Here is a 21,622-nt window from a genome sequence, read left to right as displayed (position 1 = left end):
GATGGCAATGCATCTTAACGAAAACCTCGACGATAACGGCGAAATGCATGATATCAACGTGACGCCGTTTATCGACGTGATGTTGGTTCTGCTGATTATCTTTATGGTGGCGGCACCGTTAGCGACGGTAGATGTGAAGGTGAACTTGCCTGCTTCTACCAGCACGCCGCAGCCGCGCCCGGAAAAACCGGTTTATCTGTCGGTGAAGGCGGACAACTCAATGTTTATCGGTAACGATCCGGTCACCGATGAAACGATGGTTACGGCGCTGAATGCGTTAACCGAAGGTAAGAAAGATACTACCATCTTCTTCCGTGCAGATAAGACCGTCGACTACGAGATGTTGATGAAGGTAATGGATAAGCTGCATCAGGCAGGTTACCTGAAGATTGGTCTGGTCGGCGAAGAAACTGCCAAAGCGAAGTAAAGAGAATTGCCTGATGCGCTACGCTTATCAGGCCTACAAAATCTATCGCAACGTGTTGAATTTGCACGAGCTGGTAGGCCAGATAAGGCGTTTACGCCGCATCCGACATTCGGTGCTCAATGCCTGATGCGACGCTGGCGCGTCTTATCAGGCCTACAAAATTTATCGCAACGTGTTGAGTTTTCATGAGTTTGTAGGTCGGATAAGGCGTTTACGCCGCATCCGGCAAGGTTAAAAGCACAATGATGCCCGGTTGCTATCACACAACCGGGTATTTTTTAGCCTAAATGTTCGCCGCCACACACGCCGTGCACTTCTGCGGTGACATAGCTCGACTCCTGACTTGCCAGATAAACATATACAGGGGCCAGCTCCGCCGGTTGCCCCGCACGTTTCATCGGTGTTTTCTGACCAAACTGCGGGATCTTATCCTGCGTCTGTCCGCCGGAAATTTGCAGTGCTGTCCAGATAGGGCCTGGCGCGACAATATTCACCCGAATACCTTTCTCCGCGACTTGTTTTGCCAGGCCACGGCTGTAGTTCAGAATCGCCGCCTTCGTAGCCGCATAGTCCAGCAAATGCGGGCTTGGCTGGTAGGCCTGGATTGACGAAGTGGTGATGATACTGGCGCCTTTCGGTAGCAGGGGGATCGCTTCCTGGGTTAGCCAGAACAGCGCGAAAACGTTAATGGCAAAGGTCTTTTGAAACTGTTCGCTGGTGAGGTCTGCAATATCAGGAATGGCAACCTGTTTCCCGGCGACCAGCGCCATAATATCCAGCCCGCCTAATGCCTTATGCGCGTCGTGAACCAGCGAACGGGCAAATTTCTCATCGCTTAAATCGCCCGGCAGCAGAATGGCTTTGCGTCCGCATTCTTCAATGATCTTTTTCACATCCTGAGCATCTTCTTCTTCCACGGGAAGATAACTGATCGCCACGTCAGCCCCTTCACGGGCGTAAGCGATGGCGGCAGCGCGACCGATTCCGGAATCGCCCCCTGTCACCAGTGCTTTACGATCTTTCAGGCGACCGCTACCGACATAGGTTTTCTCGCCGCAATCTGGCACGGGCGTCATCTTCGTCTGAATGCCGGGCGCTGGTTGTTTCTGTTTGGGATATTCACCAGTGTAATACTGTGTGGTCGGGTCTTTTAAATGAGACATCGCTTTTCTCCCTTCAGGTTCAACGTCCTTTAAGGGTAGACGCACGCGCCACGGTAATCAGGGAACCAGGAAGATCCCTAAACCTCGGATTTATGCGATAACGGGTTAACGTATATGTTGATTTGCTGTTGCGTGCTGTTAACTCAATTGCGATATACTGTTGTCCGTTTTAACTACACGACAGGAATGTATGGAACGTTTTCTTGAAAATGCAATGTATGCTTCTCGCTGGCTGCTTGCCCCCGTGTACTTTGGCCTTTCGCTGGCGCTGGTTGCCCTGGCGCTGAAGTTCTTTCAGGAGATTATTCACGTCCTGCCGAATATCTTCTCAATGGCAGAATCAGATTTGATCCTCGTGTTGCTGTCGCTGGTGGATATGACGCTGGTTGGCGGTTTGCTGGTGATGGTGATGTTTTCCGGTTATGAGAATTTCGTCTCGCAGCTGGATATCTCCGAGAACAAAGAGAAACTGAACTGGCTGGGGAAAATGGACGCAACGTCGCTAAAAAACAAAGTGGCAGCGTCGATTGTGGCAATCTCTTCCATTCACTTACTGCGCGTCTTTATGGATGCGAAAAATGTCCCGGATAACAAACTGATGTGGTACGTCATTATCCATCTGACGTTTGTGCTTTCTGCATTTGTGATGGGCTATCTTGACCGACTGACTCGTCATAATCACTGATCTGATTCGGGCGCGGTTCTCGCGCCCGGTATGAACTTGTTATTTATCGGAAGATGCTTGCCACAGGTTTAGCTCGCCATCGGCGATATGCTGGTCAATCTGCGCCAGTTCTTCGGCACTAAACGCCAGATTATTCAATGCCTGCACGTTCTCCTCCAGTTGCTCTGGACGACTGGCACCAATCAATACCGACGTCACTCGCTCATCTTTCAGCAACCAGCTTAACGCCATTTGCGCCATCGACTGACCGCGCTGCTGTGCCATTTCATTCAATAACCGCAGGCTGTTGAGGTTAGCGTCGGTGAGCATTTTCGGTGTCAGGCCGCGCACTTTATGACCTTCGCGATGCATCCGTGAATCTTCAGGAATGCCGTTGAGATATTTTCCGGTCAGCAATCCCTGGGCCAGTGGGGTGAAGGCAATGCAGCCCACGCCGTTATTTTGCAGGGTATCCAGCAGGCCGCTTTTATCCACCCAGCGGTTCAGTAAATTGTATGAAGGCTGATGAATTAACAGCGGAATTTTCCATTCGCGCAGCAACTCGACCATTTTTTGCGTCCGCTCTGGCGAGTATGAAGAGATCCCAACATACAGCGCCTTACCACTTTGCACCGCATGGGCAAGCGCAGAGGCGGTTTCTTCCATTGGCGTATTTTCATCGACGCGATGAGAGTAAAAGATATCGACATACTCAAGCCCCATACGCTTCAGGCTTTGGTCGAGGCTGGCGAGCAGGTATTTACGTGAGCCGCCAGAGCCGTACGGGCCGGGCCACATATCGTATCCGGCTTTGGTGGAGATAATTAACTCGTCACGATAAGGCGCAAAATCTTCCCTCAGCAGACGACCAAAGTTCTCTTCTGCGCTTCCTGGAGGTGGCCCGTAATTGTTGGCTAAATCAAAGTGCGTAATGCCTAAATCAAACGCTTTACGCAGGATCGCACGCTGTGATTCCAGCGCGTTAACGTGACCGAAATTGTGCCATAAACCGAGCGATAACGCGGGCAGGCGTAAACCGCTTTTTCCGCAATACCGGTACTGCATCTGCCCGTAACGTTCGGGATTCGCTAACCAGACCATGACATCTCCTTTCCACCATTCAATTTCGAAACAATGTTTCTAGTCTAGCGATTTACCTGGACGTATCCCGTAGCATCGCTCACAGAGTGACGAAAAACTGGGCAAAAACACACGCTTATGCTTTGCTTAAAAAAACAACAGTTGAGGAGTAAAACGATGCCGCGTTTGACCGCCAAAGATTTTCCGCAAGAGTTGCTGGATTACTACGACTATTACGCTCACGGGAAAATATCGAAACGTGAGTTCCTCAACCTGGCAGCGAAGTACGCGGTGGGCGGGATGACGGCGTTAGCGTTGTTTGATTTGCTCAAGCCAAATTACGCGTGGGCGACCCAGGTGGAGTTTACCGACCCGGAGATTGTCGCTGAGTACATCACATATCCTTCGCCAAATGGTCACGGCGAGGTTCGTGGTTATCTGGTGAAACCTGCGAAGATGGGCGACAAAACACCCGCTGTGGTGGTCGTGCATGAAAATCGTGGGCTGAATCCGTATATCGAAGATGTAGCACGGCGGGTGGCTAAAGCGGGATACATCGCTCTGGCACCCGACGGTTTAAGTTCCGTTGGTGGTTACCCGGGAAATGATGATAAAGGCCGCGAACTGCAACAGCAGGTTGATCCAACCAAACTGATGAATGATTTCTTTGCTGCAATTGAGTTTATGCAACGCTATCCCCAAGCCTCGGGCAAAGTTGGCATAACCGGATTTTGCTATGGCGGCGGCGTCTCGAACGCGGCTGCCGTGGCGTATCCGGAACTGGCCTGTGCGGTGCCTTTTTATGGTCGCCAGGCACCTACTGCCGATGTGGCGAAGATCGAAGCGCCTTTACTGCTCCACTATGCTGAACTGGACACCCGAATCAATGAGGGCTGGCCCGCTTACGAGGCGGCGTTGAAGGCTAATAACAAAGTCTATGAAGCGTATATTTATCCGGGGGTTAACCATGGATTCCATAATGATTCCACGCCACGTTATGACAAATCAGCCGCCGATCTTGCCTGGCAAAGGACGCTGACATGGTTCGATAAATATCTTTCCTGATGTGTTTATCCCTTAAAGGATAACGTCCTACATGTGCAGGAAAAAATAGCGTGCGTAAAAGTCGGAGTTTGCCTAAAATATCGCTATATATACTTATATATAACGTTTGAGGTAAACGATGAATAACCATTTCGGTAAAGGCTTAATGGCGGGATTAAAAGCAACGCATGCCGACAGTGCAGTTAATGTGACTAAATTTTGCGCCGATTATAAACGTGGTTTTGTATTAGGCTACTCGCACCGGATGTATGAAAAGACCGGCGATCGCCAGCTCAGCGCCTGGGAAGCGGGTATTCTGACGCGCCGATATGGGCTGGATAAAGAGGTGGTAATGGATTTCTTTCGTGAGAATAATTCCTGTTCTACGTTGCGCTTTTTTATGGCGGGTTATCGCCTCGAAAATTGATCAAACATACGTATTATCTTGCTTTAATTAATTACACTAATGCTTATTCCCTTCGTTTTAGCGCCCCGCCGCAGTATCATTGTAATGATAACCATAATAAATGTGTGGTAAATGGCGCATCGATCGCATTATTGATTTTGCGGTTGAGGCAAAATATATGCCAGGTCTTCGCAACGGAATAACTATAAATGACTGGAGATAACACCCTCATCCATTCTCACGGCATTAATCGTCGTGATTTCATGAAGCTTTGTGCAGCATTAGCCGCCACCATGGGGTTAAGTAGCAAAGCCGCCGCAGAGATGGCCGAATCGGTCACTAACCCGCAGCGCCCGCCGGTTATCTGGATTGGCGCGCAGGAATGCACCGGTTGTACGGAATCTCTGCTTCGTGCGACGCATCCAACGGTAGAAAACCTCGTGCTGGAGACTATCTCTCTGGAGTATCACGAAGTGCTTTCTGCCGCCTTCGGCCATCAGGTTGAAGAGAACAAACACAACGCGCTCGAGAAATACAAAGGGCAGTATGTGTTGGTTGTGGATGGTTCCATCCCATTAAAAGATAACGGTATTTATTGCATGGTTGCCGGTGAGCCGATTGTGGACCACATCCGTAAAGCGGCAGAAGGCGCAGCAGCCATTATCGCTATCGGTTCCTGCTCCGCGTGGGGCGGCGTCGCCGCTGCCGGGGTTAACCCGACTGGCGCGGTCAGCCTGCAAGAAGTTCTGCCAGGCAAAACCGTTATTAACATTCCAGGCTGCCCGCCAAACCCGCACAACTTCCTCGCGACCGTTGCGCACATCATCACTTACGGTAAACCGCCGAAGCTGGATAACAAAAACCGCCCGACCTTCGCTTATGGTCGTCTGATTCACGAACATTGCGAACGTCGTCCGCACTTCGATGCTGGTCGTTTTGCCAAAGAGTTCGGCGATGAAGGCCACCGCGAAGGCTGGTGCCTGTACCACCTCGGCTGTAAAGGGCCAGAAACTTACGGCAACTGCTCAACGCTGCAATTCTGCGACGTTGGCGGCGTGTGGCCGGTGGCAATTGGTCACCCATGCTATGGCTGTAACGAAGAAGGTGTCGGCTTCCATAAAGGCATCCATCAGCTTGCCAACGTCGAAAACCAGACGCCGCGTTCACAAAAACCGGATGTCAACGCTAAAGAAGGCGGCAACGTCTCTGCGGGCGCTATCGGTTTGCTCGGCGGTGTGGTTGGGCTGGTTGCCGGTGTCAGCGTGATGGCGGTGCGTGAACTGGGTCGTCAGCAAAAGAAAGATAACGCTGACTCACGGGGAGAATAACCGTGAACAGACGTAATTTTATTAAAGCAGCCTCCTGCGGGGCATTGCTGACGGGCGCACTGCCGTCTGTCAGTCATGCGGCTGCTGAAAACCGCCCGCCAATTCCGGGATCGCTGGGTATGTTGTACGACTCGACCTTGTGCGTAGGCTGTCAGGCTTGCGTCACCAAGTGTCAGGATATCAACTTCCCTGAACGTAACCCGCAAGGGGAACAGACCTGGTCGAACAACGACAAACTGTCGCCGTATACCAATAACATCATTCAGGTGTGGACCAGCGGCACGGGCGTCAACAAAGACCAGGAAGAGAACGGCTACGCGTACATTAAGAAACAGTGTATGCATTGCGTCGATCCGAACTGTGTCTCCGTGTGTCCGGTTTCTGCACTGAAAAAAGATCCGAAAACCGGCATTGTCCATTACGACAAAGATGTGTGCACCGGCTGCCGTTACTGCATGGTTGCCTGTCCGTACAACGTGCCGAAGTACGACTACAACAACCCGTTTGGTGCGCTGCATAAATGTGAGCTGTGCAACCAGAAAGGTGTGGAACGTCTCGATAAAGGCGGTCTGCCTGGCTGCGTAGAAGTATGCCCGGCGGGGGCGGTGATTTTTGGTACGCGTGAAGAGCTGATGGCGGAGGCGAAAAAACGTCTGGCGCTGAAGCCTGGCAGCGAATACCACTATCCGCGTCAGACGCTGAAATCTGGCGACACTTACCTGCATACGGTGCCGAAATATTATCCGCATCTGTACGGCGAGAAAGAGGGCGGCGGTACTCAGGTTCTGGTACTGACGGGTGTGCCTTATGAAAATCTCGACCTGCCGAAACTGGACGATCTTTCTACCGGTGCGCGTTCCGAAAATATTCAACACACCCTGTATAAAGGCATGATGCTACCACTGGCTGTGCTGGCGGGCTTAACCGTGCTGGTTCGTCGCAACACCAAAAACGACCATCACGACGGAGGAGACGATCATGAGTCATGATCCACAACCGCTGGGCGGCAAAATCATCAGTAAACCGGTCATGATTTTTGGACCGTTAATCGTCATCTGTATGCTCCTGATTGTGAAGCGTCTGGTGTTCGGTCTGGGCTCTGTCTCCGACCTGAACGGCGGCTTCCCGTGGGGCGTGTGGATCGCGTTTGACCTGTTGATCGGCACCGGCTTTGCCTGTGGCGGCTGGGCGCTGGCGTGGGCGGTATACGTCTTTAACCGTGGGCAATACCATCCGCTGGTGCGTCCGGCGCTGTTGGCAAGTCTGTTCGGTTATTCACTGGGCGGCTTGTCGATCACCATCGACGTTGGTCGTTACTGGAACCTGCCGTACTTCTACATTCCGGGTCACTTTAACGTGAACTCGGTACTGTTCGAGACGGCGGTCTGTATGACCATCTACATCGGCGTGATGGCACTGGAGTTTGCTCCGGCACTGTTTGAACGTCTGGGCTGGAAGGTTTCTCTCAAGCGTCTGAACAAGGTGATGTTCTTCATCATTGCACTTGGCGCGCTGTTGCCGACCATGCACCAGTCTTCAATGGGGTCACTGATGATCTCGGCGGGCTACAAAGTGCATCCGCTGTGGCAAAGCTATGAAATGTTGCCGCTGTTCTCGCTGCTGACGGCGTTCATCATGGGCTTCTCGATTGTCATCTTTGAAGGTTCGTTGGTGCAGGCGGGTCTGCGTGGCAATGGTCCAGATGAAAAGAGCCTGTTCGTCAAGCTGACCAACACCATCAGTGTGTTGCTGGCGATTTTCATCGTGCTGCGCTTTGGCGAGCTTATCTATCGCGACAAGCTGTCGTTGGCGTTTGCCGGTGACTTCTACTCCGTGATGTTCTGGATTGAAGTCCTGCTGATGCTCTTCCCGCTGGTGGTTCTGCGTGTGGCGAAGCTGCGCAATGATTCCCGCATGCTGTTCCTGTCGGCACTGAGCGCGCTGTTAGGTTGTGCAACCTGGCGTCTGACCTATTCGCTGGTGGCATTCAACCCGGGCGGCGGTTACGCCTACTTCCCGACCTGGGAAGAACTGTTGATTTCTATTGGTTTTGTGGCTATTGAGATTTGCGCTTACATCGTACTCATTCGTCTACTGCCGATACTTCCTCCTTTAAAACAAAACGATCATAATCGTCATGAGGCGAGCAAAGCATGAGCCAGAGAATTACTATTGATCCGGTAACCCGAATTGAAGGGCATTTACGCATCGATTGCGAAATCGAAAATGGCGTCGTTTCGAAAGCATGGGCTTCCGGTACCATGTGGCGCGGCATGGAAGAGATCGTGAAAAACCGCGATCCGCGCGATGCATGGATGATTGTGCAACGTATCTGTGGCGTATGTACTACTACTCACGCACTGTCTTCCGTTCGTGCGGCAGAGAGTGCGCTGAATATCGACGTTCCGGTTAATGCGCAATACATCCGTAACATCATTCTGGCTGCGCACACCACGCATGACCATATCGTTCATTTCTATCAGCTTTCGGCGCTGGACTGGGTGGACATCACTTCTGCACTGCAAGCTGATCCAACCAAAGCCTCCGAAATGCTGAAAGGCGTTTCGACCTGGCATCTGAACAGCCCGGAAGAGTTCACCAAAGTTCAGAACAAGATCAAAGATCTGGTTGCCAGCGGTCAGCTGGGTATTTTCGCCAATGGCTACTGGGGTCACCCGGCGATGAAACTGCCGCCGGAAGTGAACCTGATTGCGGTAGCGCACTACCTGCAAGCGTTGGAATGCCAGCGTGACGCTAACCGCGTCGTGGCGCTGCTGGGCGGTAAAACGCCGCACATTCAGAACCTGGCGGTAGGTGGTGTCGCTAACCCAATCAACCTCGACGGTCTGGGTGTGCTGAACCTTGAGCGCCTGATGTACATCAAGTCTTTCATCGACAAGCTGAGCGACTTTGTTGAGCAGGTTTACAAGGTTGATACCGCCGTTATCGCCGCGTTCTACCCGGAATGGCTGACGCGCGGTAAAGGTGCGGTGAACTACCTGAGCGTGCCGGAATTCCCGACCGACAGCAAAAACGGCAGCTTCCTGTTCCCGGGCGGCTACATTGAGAATGCGGATCTGTCCTCGTATCGTCCGATCACTTCTCATTCCGATGAATACCTGATCAAAGGGATTCAGGAAAGCGCGAAGCACTCCTGGTATAAAGACGAAGCGCCGCAGGCACCGTGGGAAGGCACCACCATTCCGGCTTACGACGGTTGGTCTGACGACGGTAAATACTCCTGGGTGAAATCGCCGACTTTCTACGGCAAAACGGTAGAAGTGGGTCCGCTGGCTAACATGCTGGTGAAACTGGCTGCTGGTCGCGAATCTACCCAGAACAAACTGAATGAAATTGTTGCGATTTATCAGAAATTGACCGGCAACACGCTGGAAGTGGCACAACTGCACTCCACGCTGGGCCGTATTATTGGTCGTACCGTTCACTGCTGCGAATTGCAGGATATCCTGCAAAACCAGTACAGTGCACTGATCACCAATATCGGCAAAGGCGATCACACCACCTTTGTGAAACCGAACATTCCGGCAACGGGTGAGTTTAAAGGCGTTGGCTTCCTCGAAGCGCCGCGCGGTATGCTCTCTCACTGGATGGTGATCAAAGACGGTATCATCAGCAACTACCAGGCGGTTGTTCCATCAACCTGGAACTCCGGTCCGCGTAACTTCAATGATGACGTCGGTCCTTACGAGCAGTCGCTGGTGGGTACACCGGTTGCCGATCCGAATAAACCGCTGGAAGTGGTGCGTACCATTCACTCCTTCGACCCGTGCATGGCCTGTGCGGTACACGTAGTGGATGCCGACGGCAACGAAGTGGTTTCAGTGAAGGTTCTGTAATGCGTATTTTAGTCTTAGGGGTCGGCAATATTTTGCTGACCGATGAAGCCATCGGTGTGCGGATTGTTGAAGCGTTAGAGCAACGATACATTCTGCCGGATTATGTTGAGATCCTCGATGGCGGCACGGCGGGAATGGAGCTGCTTGGCGACATGGCAAATCGCGATCATCTGATTATTGCCGATGCCATTGTCTCGAAAAAGAACGCGCCGGGAACGATGATGATCCTGCGGGATGAAGAAGTTCCGGCGTTGTTTACCAACAAAATCTCTCCGCATCAGCTTGGCCTGGCCGACGTCTTGTCGGCCCTGCGCTTCACCGGTGAGTTTCCGAAAAAGCTGACCCTGGTCGGCGTGATCCCGGAATCGCTGGAGCCGCACATCGGCTTAACGCCGACGGTTGAAGCAATGATTGAACCTGCGCTTGAGCAGGTTCTGGCTGCGCTGCGCGAATCAGGCGTGGAAGCTATCCCACGGGAGGCAACTCATGGCTGAAGAGATAGCAGGTTTCCAGACCTCCCCGAAGGCGCAAGTACAGGCAGCATTTGAAGAAATTGCCCGGCGTTCGATGCATGATCTCTCTTTTCTGCATCCTTCAATGCCGGTGTATGTTTCCGACTTTACGCTGTTCGAAGGTCAGTGGACGGGGTGTGTGATCACCCCGTGGATGCTGAGTGCAGTTATCTTCCCCGGCCCGGATCAACTTTGGCCGCTGCGCAAAGTGAGTGAAAAAATCGGTCTGCAACTGCCGTATGGCACTATGACCTTTACCGTTGGCGAACTGGACGGTGTGTCGCAATACCTCTCCTGCTCGCTGATGTCGCCGCTTTCGCACAGCATGTCGATTGAAGAGGGCCAACGCCTGACGGATGACTGCGCGCGAATGATCCTTTCGCTGCCAGTCACTAATCCGGATGTACCACATGCAGGGCGTCGCGCCCTGCTGTTTGGTCGCAGGAGTGGCGAAAATGCATGAGTTGTCGCTTTGCCAGAGCGCCGTTGAGATTATCCAACGGCAGGCGGAGCAGCACGATGTTAAGCGCGTCACCGCCGTGTGGCTGGAAATTGGCGCGCTCTCCTGCGTTGAGGAGAGCGCCGTCCGTTTTAGTTTTGAAATTGTCTGCCACGGAACGGTGGCGCAAGGGTGCGATTTACATATCGTCTATAAACCCGCCCAGGCCTGGTGCTGGGATTGCAGCCAGGTGGTGGAGATTCATCAGCACGATGCGCAGTGTCCGCTCTGTCACGGCGAGCGGTTGCGTGTCGATACCGGCGATTCGCTGATCGTCAAAAGTATTGAAGTTGAATAACCGGAGTTAACAATGTGTATTGGCGTTCCAGGCCAGGTGCTGGCTGTCGGTGAAGATATTCACCAGCTTGCGCAGGTTGAAGTATGTGGTATCAAGCGCGACGTGAATATCGCCCTGATTTGCGAAGGTAACCCTGCCGATCTGCTGGGCCAGTGGGTACTGGTGCACGTCGGATTTGCCATGAGCATCATCGACGAAGACGAAGCCAAAGCCACATTAGACGCACTGCGCCAAATGGATTACGACATTACCAGCGCGTGATGATTAGCTTTCGTAGGCCTGATAAGACGCGGCAGCGTCGCATCAGGCATTGTGCCTGATTGCCGGATGCGGCGTGAACGCCTTGTCCGGCCTACATGGCTTGCTGCGATATACACCAACCATTACCCCTGACGCTTATCTTCCGTATTTGTCTCGAAATCACTGGCGTCATGGCGCTCATGCAACTGCTCGTTCAGCGGCCCGTTGGTGCGGTTAACAATACGCCCACGTTTCACTGCCGGACGTTCGCCCACTTCTTTCGCCCAGCGTTGCACATGCTTATAACTGCCCGCATCAAGAAACTCTGCGGCATCATACACGCCACCTAACACCACGTTGCCAAACCACGGCCAAATCGCCATATCCGCAATGGTGTACTCGTCTCCCGCAACAAACTTGTGCTGCGCCAGCTGCTTATCCAGCACGTCGAGAAGACGCTTGGCTTCCATGGTAAAGCGGTTAATGGCGTACTCAATTTTCACTGGCGCGTAATGATAAAAGTGACCAAAACCACCGCCGAGGAACGGCGCAGCGCCCTGTAACCAGAACAGCCAGTTCATCGTTTCGGTACGCTTTGCCAGATCCTGCGGCAGGAAGTAGCCAAATTTCTCGGCCAGATAAAGCAGAATCGATCCTGACTCAAACACGCGGATTGGCGGGTTATGCGTATGATCGCGCAGAGCGGGAATTTTCGAGTTCGGGTTCACTTCGACAAAACCGCTGGAGAATTGATCGCCATCGCCAATGCGAATCAGCCACGCGTCGTACTCTGCGCCGGTGACGCCCAGCGCCAGCAGCTCCTCAAGCATAATCGTTACTTTCTGACCGTTCGGCGTTCCCAGCGAATAGAGTTGCAATGGGTGTTTGCCAACGGGCAGCGTTTTTTCATGTGTCGGACCAGAAACCGGGCGATTGATATTGGCGAACGCGCCGCCAGCGGATTTATCCCACGTCCAGACTTTCGCGGGCTGATAAGTATTGTCTGCCATAGTGAGTTGCCTTCTGAGTGGTAGTGTTGAAGCAGTGTAGCAGGTCACTTGCTGTACAGAATGTGAATTTTTTAACCCTTTGCGCCAGCCGCTGCGTTGAGGTGTATGATAAGTCTAACCTCTGTCCGGTTAATGTCGCTGAGCAGGTAATCAGAGCACAACAATTACGCCAACTGCTTAGGTTGTATTGTTAAAGGTAAAGTGATGAGCAAAGGAACGACCAGCCAGGATGCCCCGTTCGGGACGTTATTGGGCTACGCCCCCGGTGGTGTAGCAATCTACTCTTCAGATTACAGTTCTCTCGATCCGCAGGAATACGAAGATGACGCCGTATTCCGTAGCTATATCGACGACGAATATATGGGCCACAAATGGCAATGCGTTGAGTTTGCTCGCCGTTTTCTCTTTCTGAACTACGGTGTGGTCTTCACTGACGTGGGCATGGCGTGGGAGATTTTCTCGCTGCGCTTCTTGCGTGAAGTGGTTAATGACAACATTCTGCCATTGCAGGCATTTCCTAACGGTTCGCCGCGTGCGCCGGTCGCGGGCGCGCTTCTTATCTGGGATAAAGGCGGTGAATTTAAAGATACCGGCCATGTCGCCATCATTACGCAATTACATGGCAACAAAGTCCGTATTGCCGAACAGAACGTGATTCATTCCCCGTTGCCGCAAGGGCAACAGTGGACGCGCGAGCTGGAGATGGTGGTAGAAAACGGCTGCTATACCCTCAAAGACACCTTTGATGACACCACTATTCTGGGTTGGATGATTCAGACGGAAGATACCGAATACAGCTTGCCACAGCCGGAAATTGCAGGCGATTTGTTGAAGATCAGCGGAGCGCGCCTGGAAGACAAAGGCCAGTTTGACGGTAAATGGCTGGATGAAAAAGATCCGCTGCAAAACGCCTACGTGCAGGCGAACGGTCAGGTGATCAATCAGGATCCGTATCATTACTACACCATTACGGAGAGCGCCGAACAGGAACTGGTTAAAGCCACCAACGAGCTGCATCTGATGTATCTTCACGCTACCGATAAAGTGCTGAAAGATGACAACCTGCTGGCACTGTTCGATATTCCGAAAATCCTCTGGCCGCGTTTGCGTCTCTCCTGGCAGCGTCGTCGCCACCATATGATCACCGGTCGTATGGATTTTTGTATGGATGAGCGTGGCCTGAAGGTCTATGAATACAACGCCGACTCCGCCTCCTGTCATACTGAAGCGGGCTTGATCCTCGAACGTTGGGCGGAGCAGGGCTATAAAGGCAACGGCTTCAATCCGGCGGAAGGTCTGATTACCGAACTGGCTGGCGCGTGGAAACACAGTCGCGCGCGTCCGTTTGTCCATATCATGCAGGACAAAGATATTGAAGAGAACTATCACGCTCAGTTTATGGAGCAGGCGCTGCAACAGGCGGGCTTTGAAACGCGTATCTTGCGCGGGCTAGATGAACTGGGCTGGGATGCTGCCGGACAACTAATTGATGGGGAAGGGCGACTGGTTAACTGCGTTTGGAAGACCTGGGCGTGGGAAACGGCGTTTGATCAGATTCGCGAAGTCAGCGACCGTGAATTTGCTGCGGTCCCGATTCGCACTGGTCATCCGCAAAATGAAGTGCGCCTGATTGACGTTCTGCTACGCCCGGAAGTGCTGGTTTTTGAACCGCTTTGGACGGTGATCCCTGGCAACAAAGCGATTCTGCCAATTCTCTGGTCGCTGTTCCCGCATCATCGTTATCTGCTGGATACCGATTTCACTGTTAATGATGAACTGGTGAAAACCGGTTACGCCGTGAAACCGATTGCCGGTCGCTGTGGTAGCAATATCGACCTGGTCAGCCATCATGAAGAGGTGCTCGACCAAACCAGCGGTAAATTTGCCGAGCAGAAAAATATCTACCAGCAACTGTGGTGTCTGCCAAAAGTGGACGGTAAATACATTCAGGTATGTACTTTCACCGTGGGCGGCAACTACGGTGGGACGTGTTTGCGCGGCGATGAATCTCTGGTCATCAAAAAAGAGAGTGATATTGAGCCGTTAATTGTGCTGAAAGAGTAATAGACTTTTTCGCAAACCCGTGCTGATTATCAAAAATAATCAGCACGGAGAATCGTTCATGGAATGCTCAAAATATTGAATATTGAAATACATTAAGTTAATAAATTCACTATATGAATGTATTAATAATTGAAATGATTCGCCATTAATTATTTCTTAAAATTTTGAATGGCAACTTATTATCTGATACTAAAGAAATAACACTCTTTTTATCGTTAAAAAATGATATTTCACTTTGCCCGCGCCGTTAAAGTCACTGATAATGCGTCCGTTCGTAAATTCAAAATGGCGTAATCTAATATATGCTAAATTTATTTGTTGGCCTTGATATATACACGGGGCTTTTGTTATTACTTGCTCTGGCATTTGTGTTGTTCTATGAAGCAATTAATGGTTTTCATGACACGGCGAATGCGGTGGCAACCGTTATTTATACTCGTGCCATGCAGCCACAGCTTGCCGTGGTAATGGCGGCATTTTTTAACTTTTTTGGCGTGTTATTGGGCGGACTTAGCGTCGCTTATGCCATCGTCCATATGTTGCCAACCGATTTGCTATTGAATATGGGGTCAACCCACGGTCTGGCGATGGTCTTTTCCATGCTGCTGGCGGCGATTATCTGGAACCTGGGAACGTGGTTCTTTGGTTTACCTGCCTCCAGTTCACACACATTGATTGGCGCGATTATCGGCATCGGCTTAACCAACGCGCTATTGACCGGCTCGTCGGTGATGGATGCGTTAAACCTGCGTGAAGTGACCAAGATTTTCTCCTCGTTAATTGTCTCCCCCATCGTCGGCCTGGTCATTGCGGGTGGGCTGATTTTCCTGCTGCGCCGTTTCTGGAGCGGGACGAAAAAGCGTGACCGTATTCACCGCATTCCTGAAGATCGCAAAAAGAAAAAGGGCAAACGTAAGCCGCCATTCTGGACGCGTATTGCGCTGATTGTTTCCGCTGCGGGCGTGGCGTTTTCGCACGGCGCGAACGACGGGCAGAAAGGGATCGGCCTGGTGATGCTGGTACTGGTGGGGATTGCCCCTGCAGGTTTCGTCGTCAATATGAACGCGTCCGGCTATGAAATTACCCGTACCCGCGATGCCGTCATCAATTTCGAACACTATCTGCAACAGCATCCTGAACTACCGCAGAAGTTGATTGCGATGGAACCTCCATTGCCTGCGGCATCGACTGATGGCACGCAAGTGACGGAGTTCCATTGTCATCCGGCAAATACCTTTGATGCGATTGCGCGCGTTAAAACGATGCTGCCGGGCAATATGGAAAGCTACGAGCCGTTAAACGTAAGTCAACGCAGTCAGCTGCGCCGTATTATGCTTTGTATCTCTGATACCTCTGCGAAGCTGGCGAAACTGCCAGGCGTTAGCAAAGAAGACCAGAGCCTGCTGAAAAAACTGCGCAGCGATATGTTAAGCACCATTGAATATGCTCCAGTGTGGATCATCATGGCGGTGGCTTTAGCACTCGGTATTGGCACCATGATTGGCTGGCGCCGTGTAGCGATGACCATCGGTGAGAAAATTGGTAAGCGCGGCATGACTTATGCGCAAGGGATGGCGGCGCAGATGACGGCGGCGGTATCTATCGGTCTTGCCAGTTATATTGGGATGCCTGTTTCCACAACTCACGTACTCTCTTCTGCGGTGGCGGGGACGATGGTGGTAGATGGCGGTGGGTTACAGCGTAAAACGGTAACCAGTATCCTGATGGCGTGGGTGTTTACCTTACCGGCGGCAATTTTTCTGTCTGGTAGTCTGTACTGGATTGCATTGCAGCTTATCTAACCTTCCTGTTAATGCCCGGTCCTGCGATCGGGCATTATCACTTCTGACTAGCGATAACCTCGCGCTGTCATAAAATCCATTATCGCTTTTTCCGCATCAACCAGCACTTGTTCCAGCGGTTGGTTGGCATCGATATCAACCAGTTGCGCGCCTCCAAAGGTTAACTTTGGCGTTATGGCAATTTTCTTCGCCAGAGATTCTCGTTTGTGGTCAGGCTTACGCGCGCAGGCCACGTCCAGGGAGACATTGAGTTTGATGACCAGATCAGGCTTATGGCTCGCCATCCAGTGAAATGCTTTACGTTCCTGACTTGCCAGCCATGACACAAAACGACCACCTTCAACGTTAGGCGGGAACACCGTACCATCGTAAGCGCCAGGAATCTGGTCCTGTGGATAACGGTCGGTTAAAACAATTAACCCGCGACGACGACAGGCAAGCATATGACGAAAGCGCAGTAAGCGGCGGGCGACAAACGCTGTAATTACCAGCGCCGGAACTGGCCCAGGCAATTTTTTCGCTGTTTTCACTTTATTGCGTTCAATTGATTTATTAAGCGATTTTCCCATTAAGGGCAGTTTTACCACGGCACGACCGACATTTCCGGCTTGCTTTCCTAAATGAACTCTTTCTGCGGCGCCATATTTTTCGACAACGGTAATGAGATGTTCACAAACCGTTGACTTGCCTGAACCATCACTACCAATAACGGCTATTAATGGAGGTGTTATAGACTGCATGAATATATCCTTAAATTTAAATATCCATCCCAAATATTTATCTGGTTAATATGTTTTAATGAAAGCGTAATTCAGGTCAATGTGACAATTAACCATTGTCACAATAAGGTTGAACGGATATTCTGAGCACGGACCACGTAATATTCAATACATTATTTGCTGCCGGGTTTTTCGTGAATCAACGTAATATGTCAATAATTAATTCCATGCCAGTGCGTGTTATTGCCATTGTGGGATGTGATGGTTCAGGTAAATCGACCCTCACGGCAAGCCTGGTGAATGAACTGGCAGCAATAATGCCAACAGAACAAATTTATCTTGGGCAGTCTTCCGGACGAATTGGCGAATGGATTTCACAGTTCCCTATAATTGGCGCCCCTTTTGGGCGTTATCTGCGGGGTAAGGCAGCTCATGTACATGAAAAGCCCTCAACACCGCCTGGCAATATTACCGCGCTGGTTATCTATTTGCTTTCCTGCTGGCGGGCGTACAAGTTTCGAAAAATGTTGAGAAAAAGCCAGCATGGCTTTTTGTTGATTACCGACCGCTACCCGCAGGTTGAAGTCCCTGGCTTTCGTTTTGATGGTCCACAACTGGCTAAAACTAAAGGCGGTAACGGCTGGGTAAAAATGTTAAGGCAGCGCGAGCTGAAGCTGTACCAATGGATGGCGTCTTATTTGCCCGTATTGTTGATTCGTCTTGGCATTGATGAACAAACCGCGTTTTCGCGTAAACCTGACCATCAACTGGCGGCGTTACAGGAAAAAATCGCCGTTACGCCGCAACTGACTTTCAACGGCGCCAGGATCCTTGAACTGGATGGTCGGCAACCAGCCGATGAAATCCTGCAAGCGTCACTACGTGCAATTCACGCCGCACTTTCCTGATCACTAAAATGGATAGGGGATGATTTAAAGAATGGATGCACTACAAACGCAAGCTGTTAACAGCACTACCGCGCCGCAGCCCAGCTACATTCCGGGGCTAATTGCGGTGGTCGGGTGCGATGGCACCGGCAAATCCACGCTGACCACCGATCTGGTGAAATCATTGCAACAGCACTGGCAAACCGAGCGGCGCTATCTGGGGCTACTGTCCGGTGAAGACGGCGACAAAATCAAACGATTACCGTTGGTTGGTGTCTGGCTGGAGCGGCGACTGGCGGCAAAATCCTCGAAAACCCAAAGCATGAAAACTCGCTCTCCGGCGCTCTGGGCTGCGGTGATTATGTACTGCTTCTCGCTGCGAAGAATGGCGAACCTTCGTAAGGTTCAGCGACTGGCGCAAAGCGGCGTACTGGTGGTCAGCGATCGCTTTCCGCAGGCGGAAATTTCCGGTTTTTATTATGACGGGCCGGGGATTGGCGTCGAACGCGCGACCGGGAAAATCAACCAATTTCTGGCGCAGCGCGAGCGACAGTTATACCAACAAATGGCGCAGTACCGTCCTGAATTAATCATTCGTTTGGGGATTGATATTGATACTGCCATCTCCCGCAAGCCTGACCATGACTATGCCGAGTTGCAGGACAAAATCGGCGTCATGTCGAAGATTGGCTATAACGGCACAAAAATTTTAGAGATTGATTCCAGAGCGCCCTACAGCGAAGTGCTGGAACAGGCACAGAAAGCGGTTTCTCTGGTTGCCATCGTTTCTGACCGCCGAAGCTTGACTTAAGGCAGACGGGATATTTTTCATTTTTCAACGATAAGGTCAGGCTGAATTGGCAGGTTTTAACATCAAACATTGGTTTGCAGATGGAGCCTTTCGCACCATTATTCGTAACAGCGCCTGGTTAGGCTCCAGCAATGTCGTGAGTGCCTTGCTGGGCTTACTGGCGCTTTCGTGCGCCGGTAAAGGAATGACTCCAGCGATGTTTGGCGTACTTGTCGTCATACAGTCTTATGCCAAGTCGATTAGTGATTTTATTAAGTTTCAGACATGGCAGTTGGTGGTGCAGTACGGAACGCCAGCATTAACCAACAATAATCCTCAGCAATTCCGTAATGTTGTCTCATTTTCCTTCTCGCTGGATATCGTCAGCGGCGCGGTGGCGATTGTCGGCGGCATTGCCTTACTGCCATTCCTTTCCCATTCATTAGGTCTGGATGACCAAAGCTTTTGGCTGGCGGCGCTCTATTGCACACTTATTCCTTCAATGGCTTCCTCCACGCCGACTGGCATTTTGCGTGCGGTTGATCGCTTCGACTTAATTGCTGTACAGCAGGCGACGAAACCTTTTCTGCGTGCGGCGGGCAGCGTAATCGCCTGGTATTTTAACTTTGGCTTTGCCGGATTTGTTATCGCCTGGTACGCATCGAATCTGGTTGGCGGCACCATGTACTGGTGGTTTGCCGCGCGCGAATTACGCCGCAGAAATATCCATAACGCGTTCAAATTGAATCTGTTTGAGTCTGCCCGACACATCAAAGGCGCATGGAGTTTTGTCTGGTCAACCAACATTGCCCATTCCATTTGGTCGGCGCGTAATTCATGTAGCACGGTACTGGTGGGGATCGTATTAGGGCCAGCTGCTGCCGGGTTATTTAAAATCGCCATGACATTCTTCGATGCTGCCGGGACGCCCGCCAGTTTGTTGGGTAAGAGTTTTTACCCTGAAGTCATGCGCTTAGATCCACGAACTACCAGACCGTGGCTCCTGGGTGTGAAGTCTGGATTACTGGCTGGTGGGATTGGCATTCTGGTGGCGCTGGCCGTGTTAATCGTTGGCAAGCCACTTATTTCACTGGTGTTTGGTGTTAAGTATCTCGAAGCGTATGACCTGATCCAGGTGATGCTCGGAGCCATTGTTATTTCGATGCTGGGCTTCCCACAGGAGTCATTATTGCTAATGGCGGGGAAACAGCGTGCTTTTCTCGTGGCGCAAACCATCGCCTCAATCGGCTACATCGTGTTGCTGTTCATGTTCTGCCATCTGTTAGGCGTGCTGGGGGCAGCATTTGCTTACTTCGGTGGGCAATGTCTTGATGTGGTGCTCTCGTTAATTCCGACATTAAAGGCGTTCTTTCAACGCCATTTATTGGCCTATAACGCAGTGGGAGAAAAATCCCAATGATGAAAAAATATTTTCCACTTGAGGTCAGTGAGCGTTTATTTATCGCGGTCGAAGAAGATGATGTTGTTGACGCTCAAGTTAGCTTACCACCAACGATCGCACTGCGTTGTTCATCGGAAATTATTCATGATAATTATGCATTATGCCTGAGATTCTGGTTGGACGGAGTCAATCGCAAGGCGTTACTCCACCTGACCCTGAAGCAGGCTAAAGGTGACCCTCTTACCGACGAAGAACGCAAACAGTATAAATACATGCGAGCGCGCTACAAGCATCTGCGTTTTGCGCAACGGCTGTATTTAAAGAAGCATCAGGCTGGTTTTTTATTTGGCAAAACGACCGTTTTTCTGGGGCATTTTCAGGATGGTTTTCGTAACGGTAAGAAAAATATTGTGTCGTATTACGGCAACCTGTTACGTATTTATTTAAGCTCTCCTGTCTGGTGGCTGGTGAACTATTCATTACGCCATAGCCAGCTAGAAAGCGTTAATGGTTTTATCGCTTATCGCCAGAAGCAAATGCGCATCCTGAAAAAAATTATTGCCAGGCCGCAGCTAACCGGCAGGGAATTTCATGATGTGCGAAAAATCATCAGTCAGCAGGTTTCTTATTACGACACTCTAAGATCGATTGATCCCGAAAATACAGAGGCGTTGCAGATTTCCCGCTTCCTGGCGGCCATTAATGGCCTGATGGGGGATAAGCACGACGATATGGTGGCGGATGATTTGGACAATCGCCAATCGTATGATGCGCCAGTGGCACTCGACAGCGATATTCGTCAGCGCTTAGAACTGCTGATTTCGCGTTTTCCGCTATAACCGGAGTAATGATGCCCTCTCGTCTGATTACTGCGCTGATATTTTCACTCTTCTCGTTCGGCGCTACTGCGCACAATTTCGTCATCGGAAAACCGATCACACCTGTTTATATTCAGGACGGTGGCGAATTGCTGCTCAAAAATGACGAAATTTACTATCAAAAGTGGAACAGCACGCAGCTGAAGGGAAAAGTCCGCATTATTCAGTATATCGCCGGACGAAAGTCAGCGAAGAAGAAGAACTCTCTGTTAATCAAAGCAGTAGAAACAGCAAACTTTCCTCAGGATCGTTTTCAGCCCACCACCATTGTGAACACCGATGATGTAATCTTCGGCACTGGCTATTTTGTGACAGGTAAAATTGAAAAAAATAAACGTCGTTATCCGTGGGCGCAATTCGTAATCGACGGCAGCGGTCTGGGGCGCGTTGCCTGGCAACTGCCGAAACAGAGTTCAACCATTCTGGTGCTGAATAAATACGGGCAAATTCAGTGGGCGAAGGACGGCAGCCTGACGCCAGAAGAGGTTGATCAGGTCATTGCGTTGGCGCAGAAGCTGATCAATGAATAAAAAACTCAAAGGATTGAGGACG

The 21,622-nt window shown here is 51.1% G+C and carries 23 protein-coding genes; 19 read left to right on the top strand and 4 right to left on the bottom strand.

Going from position 1 to position 21,622, the window contains the following annotated elements:
- The first annotated feature begins 1 nt into the window (after position 1).
- Complete coding sequence (gene exbD / locus D9734_RS13275) at positions 2 to 427, top strand: TonB system transport protein ExbD (protein WP_130208035.1); 426 nt, start codon at positions 2 to 4, stop codon at positions 425 to 427.
- 278 nt (positions 428 to 705) lie between these two features.
- On the opposite strand, the gene yghA is transcribed toward exbD, so the two are convergent.
- Complete coding sequence (gene yghA, locus D9734_RS13270) at positions 706 to 1,590, bottom strand: NADP(+)-dependent aldehyde reductase (RefSeq protein ID WP_130208033.1); 885 nt, start codon at positions 1,588 to 1,590, stop codon at positions 706 to 708.
- 190 nt (positions 1,591 to 1,780) lie between these two features.
- Between yghA and D9734_RS13265 the strand changes: the two genes are divergently transcribed.
- Positions 1,781 to 2,275, top strand: a complete 495-nt coding sequence (locus D9734_RS13265) for a TIGR00645 family protein (RefSeq protein WP_000439331.1) — start codon at positions 1,781 to 1,783, stop codon at positions 2,273 to 2,275.
- A gap of 39 nt (positions 2,276 to 2,314) precedes the next feature.
- Here the strand turns inward: D9734_RS13265 and gpr are convergent, their stop codons facing one another.
- Positions 2,315 to 3,355 (bottom strand): L-glyceraldehyde 3-phosphate reductase, encoded by a 1,041-nt coding sequence (gpr, locus tag D9734_RS13260; protein ID WP_130208031.1) that lies wholly within the window; start codon positions 3,353 to 3,355, stop codon positions 2,315 to 2,317.
- Between the two features lie 156 nt (positions 3,356 to 3,511).
- On the opposite strand from gpr, the gene yghX reads away from it, so the two are divergent.
- From yghX to hybG, 10 genes are all read left to right on the top strand, one after another.
- Positions 3,512 to 4,399, top strand: coding sequence for a YghX family hydrolase (gene yghX / locus D9734_RS13255; RefSeq protein WP_130208029.1), 888 nt, complete (start codon positions 3,512 to 3,514; stop codon positions 4,397 to 4,399).
- A 118-nt stretch (positions 4,400 to 4,517) separates the two neighbouring features.
- Positions 4,518 to 4,805, top strand: a complete 288-nt coding sequence (yghW, locus tag D9734_RS13250; RefSeq protein WP_130208027.1) for a DUF2623 family protein YghW — start codon at positions 4,518 to 4,520, stop codon at positions 4,803 to 4,805.
- 188 nt (positions 4,806 to 4,993) lie between these two features.
- Positions 4,994 to 6,112: a hydrogenase 2 small subunit gene (gene hybO, locus D9734_RS13245; protein ID WP_130208025.1), complete on the top strand. Its 1,119-nt coding sequence runs from the start codon at positions 4,994 to 4,996 to the stop codon at positions 6,110 to 6,112.
- A 2-nt stretch (positions 6,113 to 6,114) separates the two neighbouring features.
- The gene (hybA, locus tag D9734_RS13240) at positions 6,115 to 7,101 is read left to right on the top strand and encodes a hydrogenase 2 operon protein HybA (RefSeq protein ID WP_001081870.1); all 987 of its coding nucleotides are present in this window, start codon (positions 6,115 to 6,117) and stop codon (positions 7,099 to 7,101) included.
- Positions 7,091 to 8,269, top strand: coding sequence for a Ni/Fe-hydrogenase cytochrome b subunit (gene hybB, locus D9734_RS13235; RefSeq protein ID WP_000017694.1), 1,179 nt, complete (start codon positions 7,091 to 7,093; stop codon positions 8,267 to 8,269). The genes hybA and hybB overlap by 11 nt, the downstream gene beginning before the upstream one ends.
- Positions 8,266 to 9,969, top strand: coding sequence for a hydrogenase 2 large subunit (gene hybC / locus D9734_RS13230; RefSeq protein WP_000083065.1), 1,704 nt, complete (start codon positions 8,266 to 8,268; stop codon positions 9,967 to 9,969). The genes hybB and hybC overlap by 4 nt, the downstream gene beginning before the upstream one ends.
- Entirely contained in the window at positions 9,969 to 10,463 is a 495-nt protein-coding gene (locus D9734_RS13225; protein ID WP_001221941.1) for a HyaD/HybD family hydrogenase maturation endopeptidase, read from the top strand. The genes hybC and D9734_RS13225 overlap by 1 nt, the downstream gene beginning before the upstream one ends.
- Positions 10,456 to 10,944 (top strand): hydrogenase-2 assembly chaperone, encoded by a 489-nt coding sequence (gene hybE / locus D9734_RS13220; protein ID WP_000796938.1) that lies wholly within the window; start codon positions 10,456 to 10,458, stop codon positions 10,942 to 10,944. The genes D9734_RS13225 and hybE overlap by 8 nt, the downstream gene beginning before the upstream one ends.
- Positions 10,937 to 11,278: a hydrogenase maturation nickel metallochaperone HypA gene (gene hypA, locus D9734_RS13215; protein ID WP_000544953.1), complete on the top strand. Its 342-nt coding sequence runs from the start codon at positions 10,937 to 10,939 to the stop codon at positions 11,276 to 11,278. Before hybE ends, hypA begins: the two co-directional genes overlap by 8 nt.
- 12 nt (positions 11,279 to 11,290) lie before the next feature.
- Positions 11,291 to 11,539 (top strand): hydrogenase maturation factor HybG, encoded by a 249-nt coding sequence (hybG, locus tag D9734_RS13210; protein ID WP_000334896.1) that lies wholly within the window; start codon positions 11,291 to 11,293, stop codon positions 11,537 to 11,539.
- Positions 11,540 to 11,661: 122 nt separating this feature from the next.
- Here the strand turns inward: hybG and yghU are convergent, their stop codons facing one another.
- Positions 11,662 to 12,528 carry a glutathione-dependent disulfide-bond oxidoreductase gene (gene yghU / locus D9734_RS13205; RefSeq protein ID WP_126665286.1) on the bottom strand — a complete coding sequence of 289 codons (867 nt, stop codon included), beginning with the start codon at positions 12,526 to 12,528 and terminating at the stop codon, positions 11,662 to 11,664.
- A gap of 204 nt (positions 12,529 to 12,732) precedes the next feature.
- Between yghU and gss the strand changes: the two genes are divergently transcribed.
- Complete coding sequence (gene gss / locus D9734_RS13200; RefSeq protein WP_130208023.1) at positions 12,733 to 14,592, top strand: bifunctional glutathionylspermidine amidase/synthase; 1,860 nt, start codon at positions 12,733 to 12,735, stop codon at positions 14,590 to 14,592.
- Positions 14,593 to 14,894: 302 nt separating this feature from the next.
- Positions 14,895 to 16,394, top strand: coding sequence for an inorganic phosphate transporter PitB (gene pitB / locus D9734_RS13195; protein ID WP_130208021.1), 1,500 nt, complete (start codon positions 14,895 to 14,897; stop codon positions 16,392 to 16,394).
- 47 nt (positions 16,395 to 16,441) lie between these two features.
- Here pitB and D9734_RS13190 read toward each other — a convergent pair whose 3' ends face one another.
- On the bottom strand, positions 16,442 to 17,134 hold the full coding sequence (locus D9734_RS13190; protein ID WP_130208019.1) for a dTMP kinase: 693 nt from the start codon (positions 17,132 to 17,134) through the stop codon (positions 16,442 to 16,444).
- A gap of 173 nt (positions 17,135 to 17,307) precedes the next feature.
- On the opposite strand from D9734_RS13190, the gene D9734_RS13185 reads away from it, so the two are divergent.
- The 5 genes from D9734_RS13185 to D9734_RS13165 are packed head-to-tail and all read left to right on the top strand — an operon-like array spanning position 17,308 to position 21,600.
- A complete protein-coding gene (locus tag D9734_RS13185) occupies positions 17,308 to 18,021 on the top strand; it encodes a dTMP kinase (protein ID WP_130208017.1) in 714 nt (237 codons plus the stop codon).
- A 31-nt stretch (positions 18,022 to 18,052) separates the two neighbouring features.
- A complete protein-coding gene (locus D9734_RS13180; protein ID WP_064529665.1) occupies positions 18,053 to 18,811 on the top strand; it encodes a hypothetical protein in 759 nt (252 codons plus the stop codon).
- 46 nt (positions 18,812 to 18,857) lie between these two features.
- A complete protein-coding gene (locus D9734_RS13175) occupies positions 18,858 to 20,210 on the top strand; it encodes a lipopolysaccharide biosynthesis protein (protein ID WP_130208015.1) in 1,353 nt (450 codons plus the stop codon).
- Complete coding sequence (locus tag D9734_RS13170) at positions 20,207 to 21,031, top strand: hypothetical protein (protein ID WP_130208013.1); 825 nt, start codon at positions 20,207 to 20,209, stop codon at positions 21,029 to 21,031. The genes D9734_RS13175 and D9734_RS13170 overlap by 4 nt, the downstream gene beginning before the upstream one ends.
- 11 nt (positions 21,032 to 21,042) lie before the next feature.
- Complete coding sequence (locus tag D9734_RS13165; RefSeq protein WP_130208061.1) at positions 21,043 to 21,600, top strand: YtfJ family protein; 558 nt, start codon at positions 21,043 to 21,045, stop codon at positions 21,598 to 21,600.
- The last annotated feature ends 22 nt before the right edge of the window (positions 21,601 to 21,622 follow it).

This window comes from Escherichia sp. E14S1 (genome assembly GCF_004211995.1).
GTDB lineage: Bacteria > Pseudomonadota > Gammaproteobacteria > Enterobacterales > Enterobacteriaceae > Escherichia.
The sequence above is the reverse complement of the archived record's forward strand: the minus strand, read 5'-3'. Positions and strand labels throughout refer to the sequence as shown.

Coding starts and splice junctions, on each gene's coding strand:
- hybC (WP_000083065.1), top strand. CDS start 8,266: ATGAGCCAGAGAATTACTATTGATCCGGTAACCCGAATTGAAGGGCAT.
- hybO (WP_130208025.1), top strand. CDS start 4,994: ATGACTGGAGATAACACCCTCATCCATTCTCACGGCATTAATCGTCGT.
- D9734_RS13180 (WP_064529665.1), top strand. CDS start 18,053: ATGGATGCACTACAAACGCAAGCTGTTAACAGCACTACCGCGCCGCAG.
- pitB (WP_130208021.1), top strand. CDS start 14,895: ATGCTAAATTTATTTGTTGGCCTTGATATATACACGGGGCTTTTGTTA.
- D9734_RS13190 (WP_130208019.1), bottom strand. CDS start 17,134: ATGCAGTCTATAACACCTCCATTAATAGCCGTTATTGGTAGTGATGGT.
- D9734_RS13265 (WP_000439331.1), top strand. CDS start 1,781: ATGGAACGTTTTCTTGAAAATGCAATGTATGCTTCTCGCTGGCTGCTT.
- exbD (WP_130208035.1), top strand. CDS start 2: ATGGCAATGCATCTTAACGAAAACCTCGACGATAACGGCGAAATGCAT.
- yghU (WP_126665286.1), bottom strand. CDS start 12,528: ATGGCAGACAATACTTATCAGCCCGCGAAAGTCTGGACGTGGGATAAA.
- D9734_RS13170 (WP_130208013.1), top strand. CDS start 20,207: ATGATGAAAAAATATTTTCCACTTGAGGTCAGTGAGCGTTTATTTATC.
- yghA (WP_130208033.1), bottom strand. CDS start 1,590: ATGTCTCATTTAAAAGACCCGACCACACAGTATTACACTGGTGAATAT.
- yghW (WP_130208027.1), top strand. CDS start 4,518: ATGAATAACCATTTCGGTAAAGGCTTAATGGCGGGATTAAAAGCAACG.
- yghX (WP_130208029.1), top strand. CDS start 3,512: ATGCCGCGTTTGACCGCCAAAGATTTTCCGCAAGAGTTGCTGGATTAC.
- hybE (WP_000796938.1), top strand. CDS start 10,456: ATGGCTGAAGAGATAGCAGGTTTCCAGACCTCCCCGAAGGCGCAAGTA.
- gss (WP_130208023.1), top strand. CDS start 12,733: ATGAGCAAAGGAACGACCAGCCAGGATGCCCCGTTCGGGACGTTATTG.
- gpr (WP_130208031.1), bottom strand. CDS start 3,355: ATGGTCTGGTTAGCGAATCCCGAACGTTACGGGCAGATGCAGTACCGG.
- D9734_RS13225 (WP_001221941.1), top strand. CDS start 9,969: ATGCGTATTTTAGTCTTAGGGGTCGGCAATATTTTGCTGACCGATGAA.
- hybG (WP_000334896.1), top strand. CDS start 11,291: ATGTGTATTGGCGTTCCAGGCCAGGTGCTGGCTGTCGGTGAAGATATT.
- D9734_RS13165 (WP_130208061.1), top strand. CDS start 21,043: ATGCCCTCTCGTCTGATTACTGCGCTGATATTTTCACTCTTCTCGTTC.
- hypA (WP_000544953.1), top strand. CDS start 10,937: ATGCATGAGTTGTCGCTTTGCCAGAGCGCCGTTGAGATTATCCAACGG.
- hybB (WP_000017694.1), top strand. CDS start 7,091: ATGAGTCATGATCCACAACCGCTGGGCGGCAAAATCATCAGTAAACCG.